Origin of the sequence: Deinococcus murrayi DSM 11303, from assembly GCF_000482805.1 — a bacterium.
Classification (GTDB): domain Bacteria; phylum Deinococcota; class Deinococci; order Deinococcales; family Deinococcaceae; genus Deinococcus; species Deinococcus murrayi.
In genome coordinates this window covers 96,793-111,253 of sequence record NZ_AXWT01000018.1, presented here as the reverse complement: position 1 = coordinate 111,253, position 14,461 = coordinate 96,793, and the positions used below count along the sequence as shown (strand labels likewise).

The window sequence follows — 14,461 nt, the reverse complement described above, 5'->3', positions numbered from 1 at the left end:
GGGCGCTGGCAGGCAGAGAATCTGCACTCTGCCTTGAAAACCAGGGGCTTCAACCTGGAGGACACGGGCCTGACCCGCGCGGAGCGGGTGTCCACCCTATTGACGGTGGTCAGCGTGGCGTTCATCTGGGCCTGCGTGACTGGGGAGCTGCTGGCAAACAAGAAGGACGTACAGATCAAGAAACACGGACACCGTGCGGTGTCCGTGTTCCGGCTTGGCCTCGACCATCTCCAAGACCTGCTGCTGCACCCATCCCCGTCGTCCTGGCGTACCCTGACGACTCTCATGCCGCGTTTTGAAGGGTAGTCAGCAGGTGAACACCACCACGGGGCGGCTGACGCTGGAAGGGGAGTGGTAGAGGAGCTTGTGGCGTGTGGCCAGTGGCTCGTGGAAAAAAGCCAAAGAAGGTGGGAGACGTTGTTTGCGCCTCCCACCTTCCTCTACAAGCCACAAGCGACAAGCCACACGCCCTACGCCGCCGTCGCCAGCAAAGCCCCCGCCCGGTCCCGCAGCTCGAAGCCGGGGCGTTCACGGGAGGCAAGCCAGTGCAGGGCGGTCAGGAGGTCGTCGGTCTCGTACACGACTTCCGGCCCGCCGGGACCCCGCCACAACACGCGGTAGGCGCGGGGCGCGGGGGGCGGCGTCCAGCGCTCGCCGCCGTCTTCCTTGATAAAGGCACGCGACATGGGAATCAGTCTGCACCGGGCAGGTGAAGCGCCCGGCGAGCGAACGGTGATGGGGGGTTCATGCTCGGCCCCGAAGAGCTGTTCTACTCCTCGCCGTAGAGGTCGGTGAGCGACCGCGCCCCCACCAGGGTGATGGTGGCCTCGCGTTCCTCCCCGTCCCGGATGTAGCCCACCCGAATGGTGTCGCCGATGGCGGCCCCGCCCCGCACGGTGCGGATAAAGTCGTTGGCGTCCCGCACGCGGCGACCATTGACGCTGAGAATCACGTCGCCGAGGTCCAGCAGGTTGCCCTGCGCGTCGAAGCGGGCACCGCGCAGGCCCGCTGCCTCCGCCGGGCTGCCGCGGACTACGCGGGCGATGACGGCACCGGGGGGGTCAGTGAGGCCGCTGTGGACGGGGTCGAGGTTCAGCCCGATGACGGGGACGTCCCTTTGCTCTCCAGCCAGGAGCGAGCGGACCAGCGGACTGTCCACCGTCACCGGCACCGCGTAGGAGGCCCGCGTCTGGTTGCTCTCGTCGATGCGGATAAAGCTCACGACCCCGATGACCGACCCGGTGCCGTCGAGGATGGGGCCGCCGCTGTCGCCGGGCGCGAGGGGAGCGTTCATCTCCAGGGTGCCCTGCGGAAAGTCGGCGTGCCCCGCCTCGGCCCCCAGCCGCAGCAGCACCCCCCGGCGCGGTTGCAGGAAGTCGCCGCCGCTGTTGCCGATGGCGAGCACCTCCTGCCCCACCCGTGGCTCGGCCCCCGCGAGCGGCAGGAAGGGAAAGCCGGGCGTGCGCCCCTCCACCTGCATCAGCGCTACATCCGCCGCCGCGTCGTAGGCGGTCACGCGGGCGCGGTAGCGGCGGCCCTCCAGCGTGCGGATGCGGAAGAGTTGCCCGGTCGAGACGACGTGGTAGGCGGTCATGACCTGCCCGCCCTCCGAGATGAAAAAGCCCGTGCCCAGTCCCGCCTCGCGGGTGCGGGTGTTCAGGCTCTCGACCTGCACGACCGCCGGGCGGGTGGCCTCGAAAAGGTCGCTCGCGTTGGGCGGCAGCTCGCCGGGCAGAGACTGCGAGACGGCGGGGGGCGTTTGCGGCCCGGTCCCCAGCCGGGGCGACCACTCCGGCAGCAGGTAGGCCGCTAGCGCGAGCAGCAGCAGCACGGGAAGCCAGGGCAGGGGACGCACGCCCCCATGCTAGAGCGTCCCGCGCCGGGGCAGGGTGGCGAGGGGTACGGACGGGGCGCTAACTTACCCGCCGACATGCCCTGGCTCCTGAAATCCGAACCCGACGTGTTCAGCTACGAGGACCTTGTCCGGGTGGGGCGTGAGGGCTGGAACGGCGTGCGCAACTACCAAGCCCGCAACTTCCTGCGGGAGATGCGAGAAGGGGACCTCTGCCTCTTTTACCACTCTGGTGCCCAGCCGACCGGGGTGGCGGGCGTGGCACGGGTGGTGCGGGAAGCCTACCCTGACGACCTCCAGTTTGACCCGGCAAGCGAGTATTTCGACCCGTCCTCCACGCCGGAGAACCCCCGCTGGAGCATGGTGGACGTGGCCCCGGTCCTGGCCCTGCCCGCCGTATTGACCCTGCAGACGCTGCGGACCCTCCCGGAATGGCAGGACTCACCCCTTACCCGCCGGGGCAACCGCCTCAGCGTCTTTCCGGTGACGCCGGAGCAGTTCGGGGCCGCGCTGCGGGCGGCGGGGGTGGAGGATGACGGTCTCGTTTGAAGCCCTGACCGAAGCCCACCTGCCGCTGCTCACGCGCTGGCTGCAAGAACCGCATGTCCGCGCCTTTTGGAACGACGGCGAGGGCGAGACGTGGGGGGGAGACCTGCTCAGCGGGGAGGCCGAGTTGACCGGGCGGGGGCTGGGGCCAGCGGTCATCCGTGCCTTCCTGGAAATCCTGAAAAGCGAACGCCCTGCCCTGCGCCGGATTTTGATTGACCCCCACCCCAACGACGGGCGAGCGCTGCGGGCCTCCGCGAAGGCGGGCTTCACGCCCCTGACGCGCCTGGAGACGCCTTGGGGCGAGGTGCTGCTCATGAAGCTGGACGTGCCGTGAAGTCCCGGCCCTGACCGGCGCTAAGCTGACCCCCGATGACCACCCCCCCCACCCTCTCCCCCCTCGGCGACGGCATCAGCGCCGTGACCCTCGTGCAGCACGTGGGTTCAGACAAGATGATTGTGAACGCCGCCCGCGTCTCCTTTGGCGGTGACTCGGACGCGCCCCTGAATGGCCGGGACGAGAAACTGATTCGCTACCTGCTGCGGCATCAGCACGGCAGCCCCTTTGAACACAACCTGGTCACCTTTAAGGTGGTGTGCCCCATTTTTGTCGACCGGCAACTGGTGCGGCACCGGGTCGGGGTCTCCAAAAACGAGATTTCTGGCCGTTATGTGGAGCTGCAGGAGCGCAACTTCACCCCGCCCTCCTTCCGCCGTCAAGCCCCCAGCAACCGCCAGGCCAGCGTGGAAGACGACGGCACGCTCGACCAGGCGGCGGCAGCGGCGGTGTGGGAGGGGGCGTGGCGAGCGGCGTTCGCGGCCTACCAGGAGTTGCTCGCGCTGGGCGTGACGCGCGAGCAAGCGCGGGGCGTGCTGCCCCTCTCGCTGTACACCGAGTCGTACTACACCTTCAATGTGCGCTCGCTCCTGCACTTTCTCTCGCTGCGCGACCACGAGGGGGCGCAGTATGAAACCCAGCTCTATGCGCGGGCGCTGGCCGAGCTGGCTGAACCCCTCTTCCCCGTCACCTTCCGGGAGTGGCGGGCGCTGCGGGGGGAGGCAGGGGCCAAGCCCTAGACTCTCCCGGTGCCCGTCACCTGGATGAACCGCCCGCCCACCCCCGTTTCGCGCCTCGCCACGCTCGCCCTGCGGCTGACCGGATGGACCCCCGTGCTGGCGCCCCCGCCGGGACCGAAGTTCGTGGCGGCGGTCGCGCCCCACACCTCCAATGCGGATTTCTGGCCGGGCATCGCCTGGCGCTGGGCCACCCGCACCCCAGCGCACTGGGTGGCCAAACGCGAGCTGTTCCGGCCCCCGCTGGGGTGGCTGCTGCGGGCCTGGGGTGGCCTTCCCGTCGACCGCCGCCGCACTGGGGGCAACTTCGTCGACGGGGTGGTCGAGGTCATTCGCCGCGAAGCCGAAATCATGGTCGCCGTCGCCCCCGAAGGCACCCGCAGCCGCACCGAGGGCTGGAAGACGGGCTTTTACTACATGGCCCTAAAGGCGGGCGTGCCCATCGGGGTGACGGTGCTCGACTGGGGGCGCAAGCGGGTGGGCGTGGTGGCCTACGTGACCCCCACCGGGGATATCGACGCCGACTTTCGGCAGATGGCCGCCCTGCTGGAGGGGGTGCGGGGCCACACGCCCGCGAACATGGGGCCGGTGGTGCCCCTGCGCCGGGAAACTCCCCCCGTGACGCAGCCGTAACGCGAGTGCTGTAGAATCCCTCCCGTACCACAATCTTGAACAGGAGGGAGAGAGGATGCCTCAGTCCGCATCCGGCACCGTCCCATGACGGTGGCCGACGCCAGCTCGCCGACCCCCAGCCCCGTCACGGCCACGGCCCTCGAAGCGCGGGCGCTCGTCAAGGACTTCCGGGGGTTTCGCGCCACCAACGGGGTCAATCTCCAGATTCGTGAGGGCGAGATTCACGCCATTATCGGCCCGAACGGGGCGGGCAAGACCACGCTCTTTCACCTGCTGTCGGGCTTCCTGCGGCCCACGAGCGGAGAGGTGCTGCTGTTCGGTGAGCGCATCGACACGCTGCCGCCCTACGCCATCGTGCGGCGAGGGCTGTCGCGCTCGTTTCAGATTAGTTCGGTCTTTCCCAGCCTGACCGTGCGGGACAACGTGCTCGTCGCGTTGGGGTCGCCCACACCCCTGCCAGGGCAGTTCTGGACGCCCCTCTCGCGTCTCGAAGCCCTCGGTCCCCGCGCTGACGAGATTCTAGAGCGGGTGGGCCTGAGCGCGGCGCAGGGGCGGCTCGCTGCCGACCTCAGCCACGGCGAGAAGCGGCAATTGGAAATCGGCATCTCGCTGACCCAGGAACCGCGGGTGCTGCTGCTCGACGAGCCGACCTCCGGGATGGGGTCGGAGGGGGTTGCCCGCGTGATTGCGCTCGTGCGCGAGGTGGCACGGGGCCGCACAGTGGTCCTCGTCGAACACAACATGAGCGTAGTGGCCGAACTCGCCGACCGCATCACGGTGCTGCAATACGGCCAGGTCATCGCCAGCGGGCGCTACGACGACGTGCGGCGCGACCCCCGCGTCATCGAAGCCTACCTGGGCGAGGAGGCGCACGCATGAGCACCCCCGCGCCCCTGGCCGCCCCGGTGCCCGTTCCCGGCAGGCCACTGCTCGAAGTCCGCGACCTCAACGCCTACTACGGCCAAAGCCACGTCCTGCACGGGGTCAACCTGCACGTGAACCCTGGCGAGGTCGTCAGCCTGATTGGGCGCAATGGAGCGGGCAAAACCACGACCCTCAAGAGCATCATGGGCGTGCTCAGGAGCCGCACCGGGCAGATTCTCTTGGACGGCCAGGACCTCACCCGGCTTTCCAGCAACCGCGTGGCCGCGCGGGGCCTCGCCTGGGTGCCGGAGGAGCGGGCCATTCTGTCCACCCTGACCGTGCGCGAGAACCTGGAGTTGCCCCCTGCCCGGCCCGGCGGCTGGAGCCTGGAGCGGGCGTATCAGGCTTTTCCGGTGCTGCGCGAGCGTGGGCACCACCCCGGTTCCAAGCTTTCGGGCGGCGAACAGCAGATGCTCGCCATCGTGCGGGTGCTGCGCACTCATCCGCGGCTGCTGCTGCTCGACGAACCCAGCGAGGGTCTCGCGCCCGTCATCGTGCAGGCCATCGGCGACATGCTCCAGGAGCTGCGCGGCGAGGGCCTAAGCGTGATTCTGGTCGAGCAGAACCTCAAGTTCGCGGCCCGGCTCGCCGATCGTCACTACGTGCTCGTCGACGGCGAGGTCGTCGACGAAGTCGCCCGGCACGAGGTGGAAGACCGCCGGGCCGACCTGCTCCGTTACCTCAGCGTCTAAAGCGGCCAGCTTCCAGCCGCCAGCGACCAGCTTCCAGTGCACACTCTTCCCCTTTGGAGGAATGCCATGCAGAAAAAACTCCTGACCGCCCTCGTCTCGACCGCCGCCCTCGCTGCCGTCACGGGAGCGCTCGCGCAGAGTGCTCGCCTCAGCGACAACGTGGTGCGGGTGGGCGTCCTCACTGACCTCTCCGGCGTCTACTCCGAACTCTCCGGACCGGGCAGCGTGCGGGCCGCGCAGCTCGCCGCCCAGGACTTCATGGCGGCCAACCCCAGCTTCCGGAACAAGGTGCAGGTCGTCGGCGTCGACCACCAGAACAAGGCGGATGTGGCGAGCAACAAAGCCGCCGAGATGATTGACCGTCAGAAGGTGGACGTGCTTATGGACCTGCCCACCTCCAGCGCGGCGCTCGCCGCCTCGGAGGTCGCCAAGAACAAAAAGATTCCGGTCATGGTGGTCACCGGGGGCACCACCGCCCTCACGAACGAGAAGTGCAACAAGTACACCTTCCACTACGCCTACGACAACTACATGCTCGCCAATGGTACGGGCACGGCGGTCACCAAACGCGGCGGCAACAGCTGGTACATCATCTATCCCAACTACGCCTTCGGGCAGGACCTCAACCGCCAGATGACCGCGGCCATCCGCGAAAATGGGGGCCGGGTCGTCACCAACAGCGATGCCACGCCCTTCCCCAACACCGACTTTTCCAGCTATCTGCTCAAGGCCCAAAGCCTCAAGCCCAAGGTGTTCGGGACCATGCAAGCGGGCGCAGACCTGGTGAACGTGGTCAAACAGTACAACGAGTTCGGGCTGCGGCAGCAGGGCATCGGCCTGGGCATCGGCCTGCTGTTCGAGACCGACGTGGCGGCGCTGGGACAGGATGCCTTCGCGGGGGCGCTCGCCACCGTGCCGTGGTACTGGAACCTCGACCAGCGCAGCCGCGACTGGGCCGCCAAGTTCGAGCGCAGCTTTGGCAAGAAGCCCACCTGGGCGCAGGCTGGAGTCTACTCCGCCACCATGACCTACCTTCAGGCGGTCGCCCGCGCCAAGAGTGACGACGGCGACGCGGTGGTCAAGGCCCTTGAAGGCCACCGCTTCAGCGATTTCTTCGCCCGCAGTGCATATATCCGCCCGCAGGACCACCGGGTGATTCTCGACGTGTACACCGTACAGGTCAAACCGCGCTCGCAGGCGAGGGAAGCCGGGGACATCTTCACCAAGGTGGCCACCATCCCCGCCGCCCGCGCCTTCCAGCCGCTCTCGGAAAGCAAGTGCAAGTTCTGAGAAGGGTCTAGAGGTCGAGAAGTCGGGAGGTCGAGACTCTACCTCGACCCCTCGGCTGTTCGGCCCCTCGCCTCCTGGACATAACGAATGAACACACAACTGCTGCTGATTCAGGTGTTCAACGGGCTGGTGAACGGTGCCTTTTATGCGCTGTTGTCCCTCGGCCTCGCGGTGATTTTCGGGATGCTGCGCATCGTGAACTTCATGCACGGGGCGCTGTACATGCTGGGAGCGTTCACGGCCTTTGCCCTGGGGCAGGCCTTTGGGCTGGGCTTCTGGCCCTCGTTGATTATCGCCCCGCTCGTCGTGGCGCTCATCGGGATGGCCCTGGAGCGGGGGCTGCTCTCGCGGCTCTACGGGCTGGAGCCGAGCTACAACCTGCTGCTGACCTTTGGGCTGACACTGCTCACCCAGGACCTCGTCAAACAGGTCATGCTCTCGCAGTACGCGGTGTCTAGCGCCCCCTACACGCCGCCCCCGGCGCTGTCGGGAGTGGTCAACCTGGGCTTCGTGGTCTTTCCCAAATACCGCCTGTTCGTGATTGGCCTGAGTCTGCTCATCTGCCTGGTCACCTGGTTCGTGATTGAGAAGACGCGGGTGGGAGCCATCATCCGGGCGAGCACCGAAAACCCCATGGTCACGCGGGCCTTTGGGATTGACGTGAGCAAGTGGGTGACGGGCGTCTTTGGGGTGGGGGTAGGCCTCGCAGGGCTGGCGGGGGTTCTCGCCGCGCCCATCTATTCGGTCGAGCCGTATATGGGGGCCGAACTTATCATCACGACCTTTGCGGTGGTGGTGATTGGGGGGATGGGCAGCATCCTGGGCAGCGTGGTCACGGGCTTTGCCGTGGGCGTGCTGGCGGCCATCGGCGCGGCGTTGTACCCGCCCATCGCCAACACGCTGGTCTTCATTCTGATGGCGCTGGTGCTGCTGGTGCGGCCCAGCGGGCTGTTTGGACTGCCGGAGGGAGCAAGGTGACCGTCATTCCACGAACTGCCGCCCGCACCGACCGCGAGCGGCTGACCCGCGCCGCGTGGTTGGTGGGGTTGGGGGTGCTGCTGCTGGTCCTCCCCCGGCTGATTTACCCGGTGCTCGCGCTCGATATCCTGGCTTGGGGCCTCTTCGCGGTCGCCTTTGACCTGCTGTTCGGCTTTTCCGGGCTGCTGAGCTTCGGACACGCGGCTTTCTGGGGCAGCAGCGCTTACGTCACGGCTTACCTGCTGGGGCAAGGGCAAAGCGTGCCCGTCGCCATGCTGGGGGGCACCCTCGCGGCCCTCGCACTCGCGGTGCCCATCGCCTTTCTGAGTGTGCGCAGCGCGGGCATCTATTTCTCAATGATTACGTTGGCCTTCGCGCAGATGCTCTCTTTCCTGGCGCTGCAATGGACCGACGTGACGGGCGGAGAAAACGGCCTTCAGGGCTTCGAGCGGCCCAGCTTTCTGGGGCTGGATTTCAGCGACTCGGTGACCCGTTATTACTTTTGCCTCGCGCTGTTTGCGGTGGGTTTTTACGTCGCTTACCGCACCGTCCGCAGTCCCTTTGGGCAATCCCTCCAAGCCGTGCGCGACAACGAACCGCGGGCGCAGAGCATCGGCCTAAACCCGGTGCGTTTTAAGTTCACGGCTTTTCTCATCAGCGCGGGCCTCGCGGGGCTGGCGGGCAGCATGTATGCGTTCGGGCACGGGGTAGTCAGCCTGGAGGTCGTCAACTGGCGCACCTCCGGCGAGGTCGTGATGATGACCCTGCTGGGCGGCACGACCACCCTCTTTGGCCCCGTGGTGGGCGCGGGGTTGGTCCTGCTGCTGCGCGACGTGCTGACGACCGCCAACCTCCCGGTGGGCATCGTGACGGGGTTGGTCTTCGTGGCGACCGTGCTGTTCTTCCGCCGGGGAGTGGTGGGGACCCTCCAGCAGTGGCGGCGGCGCTAGGCGGCCCTTGTTCCTCCCCGCGCCTCAGGCTGCCGGAGCCGCGACCAACCGGTCGCGCCCGGTGTCCTTGGCGCGGCGCAGGGCGGCGTCCGCCTGGGTAAAAGCGGGGGCGAGGCCCCGTGCAGGGTCGTAGGGGCACAGGCCCACGCTGAGGGTGATGCGTTCTCCCTCGCCGAAGGAGTGCGCCGCGATGTCCCCCCGCACCGACTCCAACACCTGCGCCGCTTCCGCTACCGCCCAACCGGGCAAGACTGCCACGAACTCTTCGCCCCCCCAGCGGAAGAGAACGGCGTCCTTTCCCAGCCCGCCGCGCAGCCTGTCTGCAACCTCCCGCAGTACCCGGTCCCCGGCCTCGTGGCCCAGGCGGTCATTGACGGCCTTGAAGTGGTCGATGTCCAGCACGGCAAGCACGCCAGCGGTCTGGGTCTGGGCGCAGGTCTCCGCGAACGCGAGACGGTTGCCCAACCCGGTCAGGGGGTCTTGGCGGGCGCGGCGCTCTTCCTCACGCATGCGGCGATGCAGGTCCACGACCGCACCCCCAAAAAAGTGGGTCACCAGGCTGACCGCCAGCAGCAGCGCCGAGGTCGTGAGGCGAGTGGCCGCGATGTCCTCCCAGCGGGTCGCCGCGAGGGTGCCCATCCCCACAAGCACCAGCGAGAGCATCTGCCCCCAGCGGGGGCGGTCGCTGAACAGCAGGTGCCAGGTCAGCACATTGAGCGGCACCAGCAACAGCAGCAGGTGCAAAATCAGCCCCTCGTAGGCTGTACGGACCCGCAGGCCCTGCGGCTCTAGGACCAACACCGCCAGAAAGATAAGGAAGCTGAGCGCAAACCCCAGCCGCACCCCCTCGCTCCAGCCGGGGCGCAGCAGGTGCAGCACCGCGAAAAACGCGAGCATTCCTGCAAAGCTCGCGGCGAGCGGATGCAGGCCGCCCGTCAGCTCCGGGATGATGGACAGCACCGCCGCCGCTATCAACGGCAAAAGCAGCCGAAAATACACCCGCACGAGACGTTCGGGCAGCTCCGGTCCCACAGGACGAGGGGGCATCGTCCTCTCGTCATAACATCTCATGCTGGCGTCAGCGCAACTGTGCCCTTCCCCCAATGGGTGGGCCACCCACAGTCCCCGCCAACACTTCAGTAAAGCTTGTCCAGTACCTCATCTTTTATCACAAAACTGTGCGCTTTGCCGGGGAACTCGCGGGCGCGGACCTCGCGGGCATAGGCCTCCAGCGCCTCGCGGGAAGTGCGGCCCAGCTCGGCATAGCGTTTGGCGAGCTTTTTCTCCTCGCCCTCGTAGAGGCCCAGCAGGTCATGATAGACGAGGACCTGCCCCCGGCAGTGGACTCCTGCCCCGATGCCAATCGTGGGGACAGAGAGCCGCTCGGTGATGAGCCGCGCCAGCCGCGCCGGAATCGCCTCCAGCACCACGCTAAAGGCTCCGGCTTCCTGCAGGGCCAGTGCCCCTTCCAGCGTGCGCCGCGCTCCCTCCTCGTCGCGGCCCTGCACCCTCAGGCCGCCCTGGGCGGTGGCGGTCTGGGGCATCAGCCCGACGTGCCCCATCACCGGGATGCCATTGCGGGTCAGCACGGTGACGGCCTCCAGGATTTCGGGGGTGGCCCCCTCCATCTTCACGGCGTCGGCTCCGGTCTGCTGGATGACCTGCACCGCCGCACGCATGGCGTCCCCAGCTCCCGTCTGGTAGGTGCCAAAGGGCAAATCGACCACCACAAACGTCTCCGGCGCCCCTCGCCGCACGGCCCGCCCGTGATGAATCATGTCGGCCAGGGTGACGGGGGCGGTCGAGTCGTAGCCGAGCACCACGTTGCCCAGGCTGTCGCCGACCAAAATCAGGTCCACCCCGGCGGCCTCGGCGTGCCGAGCACTGGGGTAGTCGTAAGCCGTCACCATGACCAGTGGGTCGGCAGCCTGGAGCAGGTCGGGGACGGTGCGTTTCATGGGAGGAAGCTATCAGCAACCAGCTTGCAGCCGCCAGCCAGGAACTGCTTGCTGGAAGCTGGCGGCTGGTAGCTGGTGGCTCTTTATCCCGTCATCACCGCGCCGTATCTGCCCAGCACCAGGTAAATAATCCAGCCCGTGACCGCCACATACAGCCACACCGGAACTGTCCAGCGCACCCAAGCGCGGTGCCGGGCGAAGTAGGGCCGGGCCGCAGGTGCGCCGATGTTGGCGAGATTTCCGGCAGCCCGGAGGCCCTTCCAGGCGTTCCACAGGGCACCGAGGGCGAGGGGCAGGTTCGCGGCGGCCAGGATGATGTGGCTTATCAGGAGGACGAAGTAAGCCGTCCGCCACTGCTCCGGCCCGACATATTGCTTTTCGTAGCCCATGGCAAGCCGGGTGAGGTACAGCACCAGAAAGAGGGTCGCCAGTGCGCTCGCGGCGAGCATCGCCCGCATATGCGCCTCGCGGTTGCCCCGGCGAATGAAAGCGACACCGAACAGGAGCGCGATGCCGCTCAGAACGATGGTGATGACGGCCCACTGGTTGATGATCGGTGCCACGCCCGGCAGTCTAGGGGCCGGAAGCCGGGGCGGGTGTCCGGGAGCTTACGAACGCCCCACCTCGCTCCACAGCGGGTAGAGGGGGGCTTCATCCTCCTCCAGCGGGGGAAAGCGGCCCACCGCCTCCAGAAAGAGGTTGTCGTGCAGGTCGTCGTTCACGCTGCTCACCTCTCCCGCGAGCACAGGGCCAGCGCCGGGCCGCGCATAGAAACGGTGGAAGGTGCCGGGCCGCAGCGTGATGCTCTCGCCGGGGTACAGCGCGAGCGCAGAGAGCGGCGGAATGTGGCGCAGCCGGCCATCCGTGAGAACGGGCACGGGCACGTCGCGGATTTCTCCGGTCCCGGTCACCAAAGCCAGCTCTAGGATGAGCACCCCGCCCCCCCGGTGAATGATGTCCTCGGTCTTGTGGTGATGGGTGTGCAGGGGGGTCTCCTGCCCCTCGCCGACCAGCAGGAGCTTTTCGGCGTAGGGCACGTCGCCGGGCACACCGGGGCGGCCATTGCGGGTGCACACCAGCAGCAGGCCCCGCCGGGCAAAGTCTCCCGACCCGAAGTCGGTCACGTCCCAGCCCATCTGCCGGGCACGGCAGTAGGCCGCCACTTCCGGCTGAGCCGCCCACTCTGCCGGCGACCAGGTCACCCAGGGCGGCAGGGCAAAGCGCAGTTCTCGCAGGAGGGCAAGGGCGCGGCGCTGGGCGGCATTGACTTCGGAACGCAGCATGGGCACCTCAGGGGACAGGAGGACGCGGCGGCGCAGAGGGGACAATCTTCCGGCAGCCCTGGCCAGTAGAATAGCCGGGCTGACCGCGCTTGCCGCTGAAGCCGGGTGAGGGCGCGGAAGGGACGGTGAGGAGGAAGATGAGCGGAACGCTGACGGTTCCCCGCCGGGGTGCGGGCGCGTGGCTGCCCCGGTTGGCCTGGGTCGCCCTGGTCTACAACGTGCTGGTGATTCTGTGGGGCGCGGTGGTCCGCATCACTGGGGCGGGGGCAGGCTGCGGCGACCACTGGCCCCTGTGTAACGGGGTGGTGGTGCCGCAAAGCCCCACGGTCCATACCCTGATTGAGTTCAGCCACCGCTTGACGAGCGCGGCCAGTGGCCTGCTCGCGCTGGCGCTCATCGCGCTGGCCGTGCGGACCACCCCCAAGGGGCACCCAGCCCGGTTGGGGGCGGCGCTCAGCTTTGGGCTGATTTTGCTCGAAGGGCTGGTCGGCGGCGTGCAGGTACGGCTCGGCCTTACCGCCGACTCGACCGACCCGGCGCGGGGGCTGGTGCAGGGCATTCACCTGGCGAACACCTTTTTGCTGCTGGGAGCGCTGCTGCTCACGGCGCTATGGGCGTCCGGGCGTCCGGCGCTGCGGCTGCGCGGGCAGGGCCGCACGCTGGGGGCGCTGGCACTGGGCCTGTGCCTCTCGCTGGTGCTGGGCATGGCGGGGGCGGTCACGGCGCTGGGCGACCTCCTGTTTGCGCCCGCTCCCGGCACCCCGCTCGATACGGTGCGGCGCGATTTTGGAGCGACCGCCACCCTGATTGAAAACTTGCGGGTGGTGCATCCCCTGCTCGCGGTGCTCACGAGTGCGTACCTGGTGTGGCTGGTGGGGGCACTGCGGCGCTGGCGGCCCTCGCCCGCCGTGACCCGCTGGGGGGCCGCGCTCGTCGGGGTGATTGCCGCGCAGATGGCGGTGGGCTTTCTCAACGTGGCCCTCAAAGCTCCCAACTGGATGCAGCTCACCCACCTCGCGCTGGCGTGCATCATGTGGCTCGTGACCGTCTTGCTGGGTTATGAGGCGCTGATTGCCCTGCGCCGGGTGCCACCCCCAGCCCGCACGGGTGAGGTGGCGGCATGACCGAAACTCGCTTGGCAGCTTCTGCCCCGGCGGACCGCCGAGTGATGGTCCCCCGCCCCACCTGGCGCGATTACCTCGCCCTGACCAAACCCAAGGTCATCAGCCTGCTGCTGTGGACCACCCTCACCGCGATGGTGATGGCGGCAGAGGGGTGGCCGGGCACGTGGCTCCTCGTCGTGGTCAGCCTCGCCGGATACGCCTCGGCGGGGTCGGCGGGCGTCTTCAACATGATCATCGACCGCGACATCGACCTGCGCATGAAGCGCACGTCGGGGCGGCCCACCTCCAGCGGGCTTATCGGCACCCGCGAGGCGGCCATCTTCGGCACCGCCCTTCAGGTGCTCTCTTTCCTCGCCCTGTGGGTGTGGGCTACCCCCCTCGCGGCCTGGATGAGCCTAGCGGGGTTTTTCACCTACGTGGTGGTCTATACGCTGTGGCTCAAACGCACGACCTGGCACAACATCGTGCTTGGCGGCGCGGCGGGGTGCTTTCCGCCGCTGGTGGGCTGGGCCGCCGTGACGGGCGAGCTGTCCCTCTTTGCCTGGTTTCTCTTTGCCATCGTCTTTTTCTGGACACCCGTCCATTTCTGGGCGCTCGCGCTGATGATTAAGGACGAGTACCGCGAGGTCGGCATTCCCATGCTGCCCGTCGTGCACGGCGACCGCCTGACGGTGGCGCAAATCTGGCTGTACGCGATTTACACGGTGGTGCTGTCGGTCATGCCGGTCTTCTTTCAGGCGGTCGGCGGCCTGTACTTCGTGGCCGCCCTAGGATTGGGTGGGTGGCTGCTGGTGCTGTCTTGGCGGCTGCGCGGGCACGTGATGGCGGGGCGGCGCATCGAGCGTGCCGTGACCCTGCCACTCTACCTGTATTCCATGCTTTACCTCGCCCTGCTGTTTCTGGCTGGGGCGGTCGACCGGGTGTTACTCACCTGAAGCGCTGCGCAGGTGCGGGGAACCCCGGAAGGCCCCTGCATCCGGTCCTCAGGAATCTAAGGACACTTGCCTACCTCCCCACCTGCTCTCATGGGGGGCGTCCCTGACCGCTCGGTCGACCCTGCCGCGAGCTGCGCGGGGCGGGCGGTTTTGGAAGATGCAAGGTCCCGGTGGAAGCGACTACACTGGGACGTGAGGAAAAGGAAAGGAGTGACATTGAAC

The 14,461-nt window shown here is 67.7% G+C and carries 17 protein-coding genes and 1 pseudogene; 12 read left to right on the top strand and 6 right to left on the bottom strand.

Annotated elements, in window-relative coordinates; genetic code table 11:
• Positions 1 to 306 (top strand): annotated as a pseudogene (locus H565_RS14260) (IS4 family transposase); the annotation flags it as partial.
• Between the two features lie 164 nt (positions 307 to 470).
• Here the strand turns inward: H565_RS14260 and H565_RS0103935 are convergent.
• Both H565_RS0103935 and H565_RS0103930 read right to left on the bottom strand, forming a co-directional pair.
• Positions 471 to 686, bottom strand: a complete 216-nt coding sequence (locus tag H565_RS0103935; protein WP_027459894.1) for a hypothetical protein — start codon at positions 684 to 686, stop codon at positions 471 to 473.
• Positions 687 to 769: 83 nt separating this feature from the next.
• Positions 770 to 1,855 carry a S1C family serine protease gene (locus tag H565_RS0103930; protein WP_027459893.1) on the bottom strand — a complete coding sequence of 362 codons (1,086 nt, stop codon included), beginning with the start codon at positions 1,853 to 1,855 and terminating at the stop codon, positions 770 to 772.
• A 75-nt stretch (positions 1,856 to 1,930) separates the two neighbouring features.
• Between H565_RS0103930 and H565_RS0103925 the strand changes: the two genes are divergently transcribed.
• From H565_RS0103925 to H565_RS0103885, 9 genes are all read left to right on the top strand, one after another.
• Positions 1,931 to 2,401 carry an EVE domain-containing protein gene (locus H565_RS0103925; RefSeq protein ID WP_027459892.1) on the top strand — a complete coding sequence of 157 codons (471 nt, stop codon included), beginning with the start codon at positions 1,931 to 1,933 and terminating at the stop codon, positions 2,399 to 2,401.
• Positions 2,385 to 2,735, top strand: a complete 351-nt coding sequence (locus tag H565_RS15670; RefSeq protein ID WP_051363400.1) for a GNAT family N-acetyltransferase — start codon at positions 2,385 to 2,387, stop codon at positions 2,733 to 2,735. The genes H565_RS0103925 and H565_RS15670 overlap by 17 nt, the downstream gene beginning before the upstream one ends.
• A gap of 35 nt (positions 2,736 to 2,770) precedes the next feature.
• Positions 2,771 to 3,475, top strand: a complete 705-nt coding sequence (gene thyX / locus H565_RS0103915) for an FAD-dependent thymidylate synthase (RefSeq protein ID WP_027459891.1) — start codon at positions 2,771 to 2,773, stop codon at positions 3,473 to 3,475.
• A 9-nt stretch (positions 3,476 to 3,484) separates the two neighbouring features.
• Positions 3,485 to 4,105, top strand: coding sequence for a 1-acyl-sn-glycerol-3-phosphate acyltransferase (locus H565_RS0103910; RefSeq protein ID WP_342663791.1), 621 nt, complete (start codon positions 3,485 to 3,487; stop codon positions 4,103 to 4,105).
• 84 nt (positions 4,106 to 4,189) lie between these two features.
• Complete coding sequence (locus H565_RS0103905; protein ID WP_034408270.1) at positions 4,190 to 4,984, top strand: ABC transporter ATP-binding protein; 795 nt, start codon at positions 4,190 to 4,192, stop codon at positions 4,982 to 4,984.
• Positions 4,981 to 5,721: an ABC transporter ATP-binding protein gene (locus tag H565_RS0103900; RefSeq protein ID WP_051363399.1), complete on the top strand. Its 741-nt coding sequence runs from the start codon at positions 4,981 to 4,983 to the stop codon at positions 5,719 to 5,721. The genes H565_RS0103905 and H565_RS0103900 overlap by 4 nt, the downstream gene beginning before the upstream one ends.
• A gap of 66 nt (positions 5,722 to 5,787) precedes the next feature.
• Positions 5,788 to 7,011, top strand: a complete 1,224-nt coding sequence (locus tag H565_RS0103895; RefSeq protein WP_027459887.1) for an ABC transporter substrate-binding protein — start codon at positions 5,788 to 5,790, stop codon at positions 7,009 to 7,011.
• 87 nt (positions 7,012 to 7,098) lie between these two features.
• On the top strand, positions 7,099 to 7,989 hold the full coding sequence (locus H565_RS0103890) for a branched-chain amino acid ABC transporter permease (RefSeq protein WP_027459886.1): 891 nt from the start codon (positions 7,099 to 7,101) through the stop codon (positions 7,987 to 7,989).
• Positions 7,986 to 8,939, top strand: a complete 954-nt coding sequence (locus H565_RS0103885; protein ID WP_034408267.1) for a branched-chain amino acid ABC transporter permease — start codon at positions 7,986 to 7,988, stop codon at positions 8,937 to 8,939. Before H565_RS0103890 ends, H565_RS0103885 begins: the two co-directional genes overlap by 4 nt.
• A 24-nt stretch (positions 8,940 to 8,963) precedes the next feature.
• Here H565_RS0103885 and H565_RS15665 read toward each other — a convergent pair whose 3' ends face one another.
• The 4 genes from H565_RS15665 to H565_RS0103865 all read right to left on the bottom strand — a co-directional run bounded on the left by H565_RS15665 (position 8,964) and on the right by H565_RS0103865 (position 12,180).
• Entirely contained in the window at positions 8,964 to 9,986 is a 1,023-nt protein-coding gene (locus H565_RS15665; RefSeq protein WP_169726654.1) for a GGDEF domain-containing protein, read from the bottom strand.
• Positions 9,987 to 10,075: 89 nt separating this feature from the next.
• Positions 10,076 to 10,897 (bottom strand): 3-methyl-2-oxobutanoate hydroxymethyltransferase, encoded by an 822-nt coding sequence (gene panB, locus H565_RS0103875; protein ID WP_027459884.1) that lies wholly within the window; start codon positions 10,895 to 10,897, stop codon positions 10,076 to 10,078.
• Positions 10,898 to 10,980: 83 nt separating this feature from the next.
• On the bottom strand, positions 10,981 to 11,460 hold the full coding sequence (locus tag H565_RS0103870; RefSeq protein WP_027459883.1) for a DUF420 domain-containing protein: 480 nt from the start codon (positions 11,458 to 11,460) through the stop codon (positions 10,981 to 10,983).
• Positions 11,461 to 11,505: 45 nt separating this feature from the next.
• Positions 11,506 to 12,180 carry a D-lyxose/D-mannose family sugar isomerase gene (locus tag H565_RS0103865; RefSeq protein WP_027459882.1) on the bottom strand — a complete coding sequence of 225 codons (675 nt, stop codon included), beginning with the start codon at positions 12,178 to 12,180 and terminating at the stop codon, positions 11,506 to 11,508.
• A gap of 137 nt (positions 12,181 to 12,317) precedes the next feature.
• Between H565_RS0103865 and H565_RS0103860 the strand changes: the two genes are divergently transcribed.
• Complete coding sequence (locus H565_RS0103860) at positions 12,318 to 13,304, top strand: COX15/CtaA family protein (RefSeq protein WP_027459881.1); 987 nt, start codon at positions 12,318 to 12,320, stop codon at positions 13,302 to 13,304.
• On the top strand, positions 13,301 to 14,239 hold the full coding sequence (locus tag H565_RS0103855; RefSeq protein WP_027459880.1) for a heme o synthase: 939 nt from the start codon (positions 13,301 to 13,303) through the stop codon (positions 14,237 to 14,239). The genes H565_RS0103860 and H565_RS0103855 overlap by 4 nt, the downstream gene beginning before the upstream one ends.
• Positions 14,240 to 14,461 lie beyond the last annotated feature (222 nt).

Coding starts and splice junctions, on each gene's coding strand:
- H565_RS15665 (WP_169726654.1), bottom strand. CDS start 9,986: ATGCCCCCTCGTCCTGTGGGACCGGAGCTGCCCGAACGTCTCGTGCGG.
- H565_RS0103905 (WP_034408270.1), top strand. CDS start 4,190: ATGACGGTGGCCGACGCCAGCTCGCCGACCCCCAGCCCCGTCACGGCC.
- H565_RS0103860 (WP_027459881.1), top strand. CDS start 12,318: ATGAGCGGAACGCTGACGGTTCCCCGCCGGGGTGCGGGCGCGTGGCTG.
- H565_RS0103855 (WP_027459880.1), top strand. CDS start 13,301: ATGACCGAAACTCGCTTGGCAGCTTCTGCCCCGGCGGACCGCCGAGTG.
- H565_RS0103895 (WP_027459887.1), top strand. CDS start 5,788: ATGCAGAAAAAACTCCTGACCGCCCTCGTCTCGACCGCCGCCCTCGCT.
- H565_RS0103925 (WP_027459892.1), top strand. CDS start 1,931: ATGCCCTGGCTCCTGAAATCCGAACCCGACGTGTTCAGCTACGAGGAC.
- H565_RS0103900 (WP_051363399.1), top strand. CDS start 4,981: ATGAGCACCCCCGCGCCCCTGGCCGCCCCGGTGCCCGTTCCCGGCAGG.
- H565_RS0103935 (WP_027459894.1), bottom strand. CDS start 686: ATGTCGCGTGCCTTTATCAAGGAAGACGGCGGCGAGCGCTGGACGCCG.
- thyX (WP_027459891.1), top strand. CDS start 2,771: ATGACCACCCCCCCCACCCTCTCCCCCCTCGGCGACGGCATCAGCGCC.
- H565_RS15670 (WP_051363400.1), top strand. CDS start 2,385: ATGACGGTCTCGTTTGAAGCCCTGACCGAAGCCCACCTGCCGCTGCTC.
- H565_RS0103890 (WP_027459886.1), top strand. CDS start 7,099: ATGAACACACAACTGCTGCTGATTCAGGTGTTCAACGGGCTGGTGAAC.
- panB (WP_027459884.1), bottom strand. CDS start 10,897: ATGAAACGCACCGTCCCCGACCTGCTCCAGGCTGCCGACCCACTGGTC.
- H565_RS0103865 (WP_027459882.1), bottom strand. CDS start 12,180: ATGCTGCGTTCCGAAGTCAATGCCGCCCAGCGCCGCGCCCTTGCCCTC.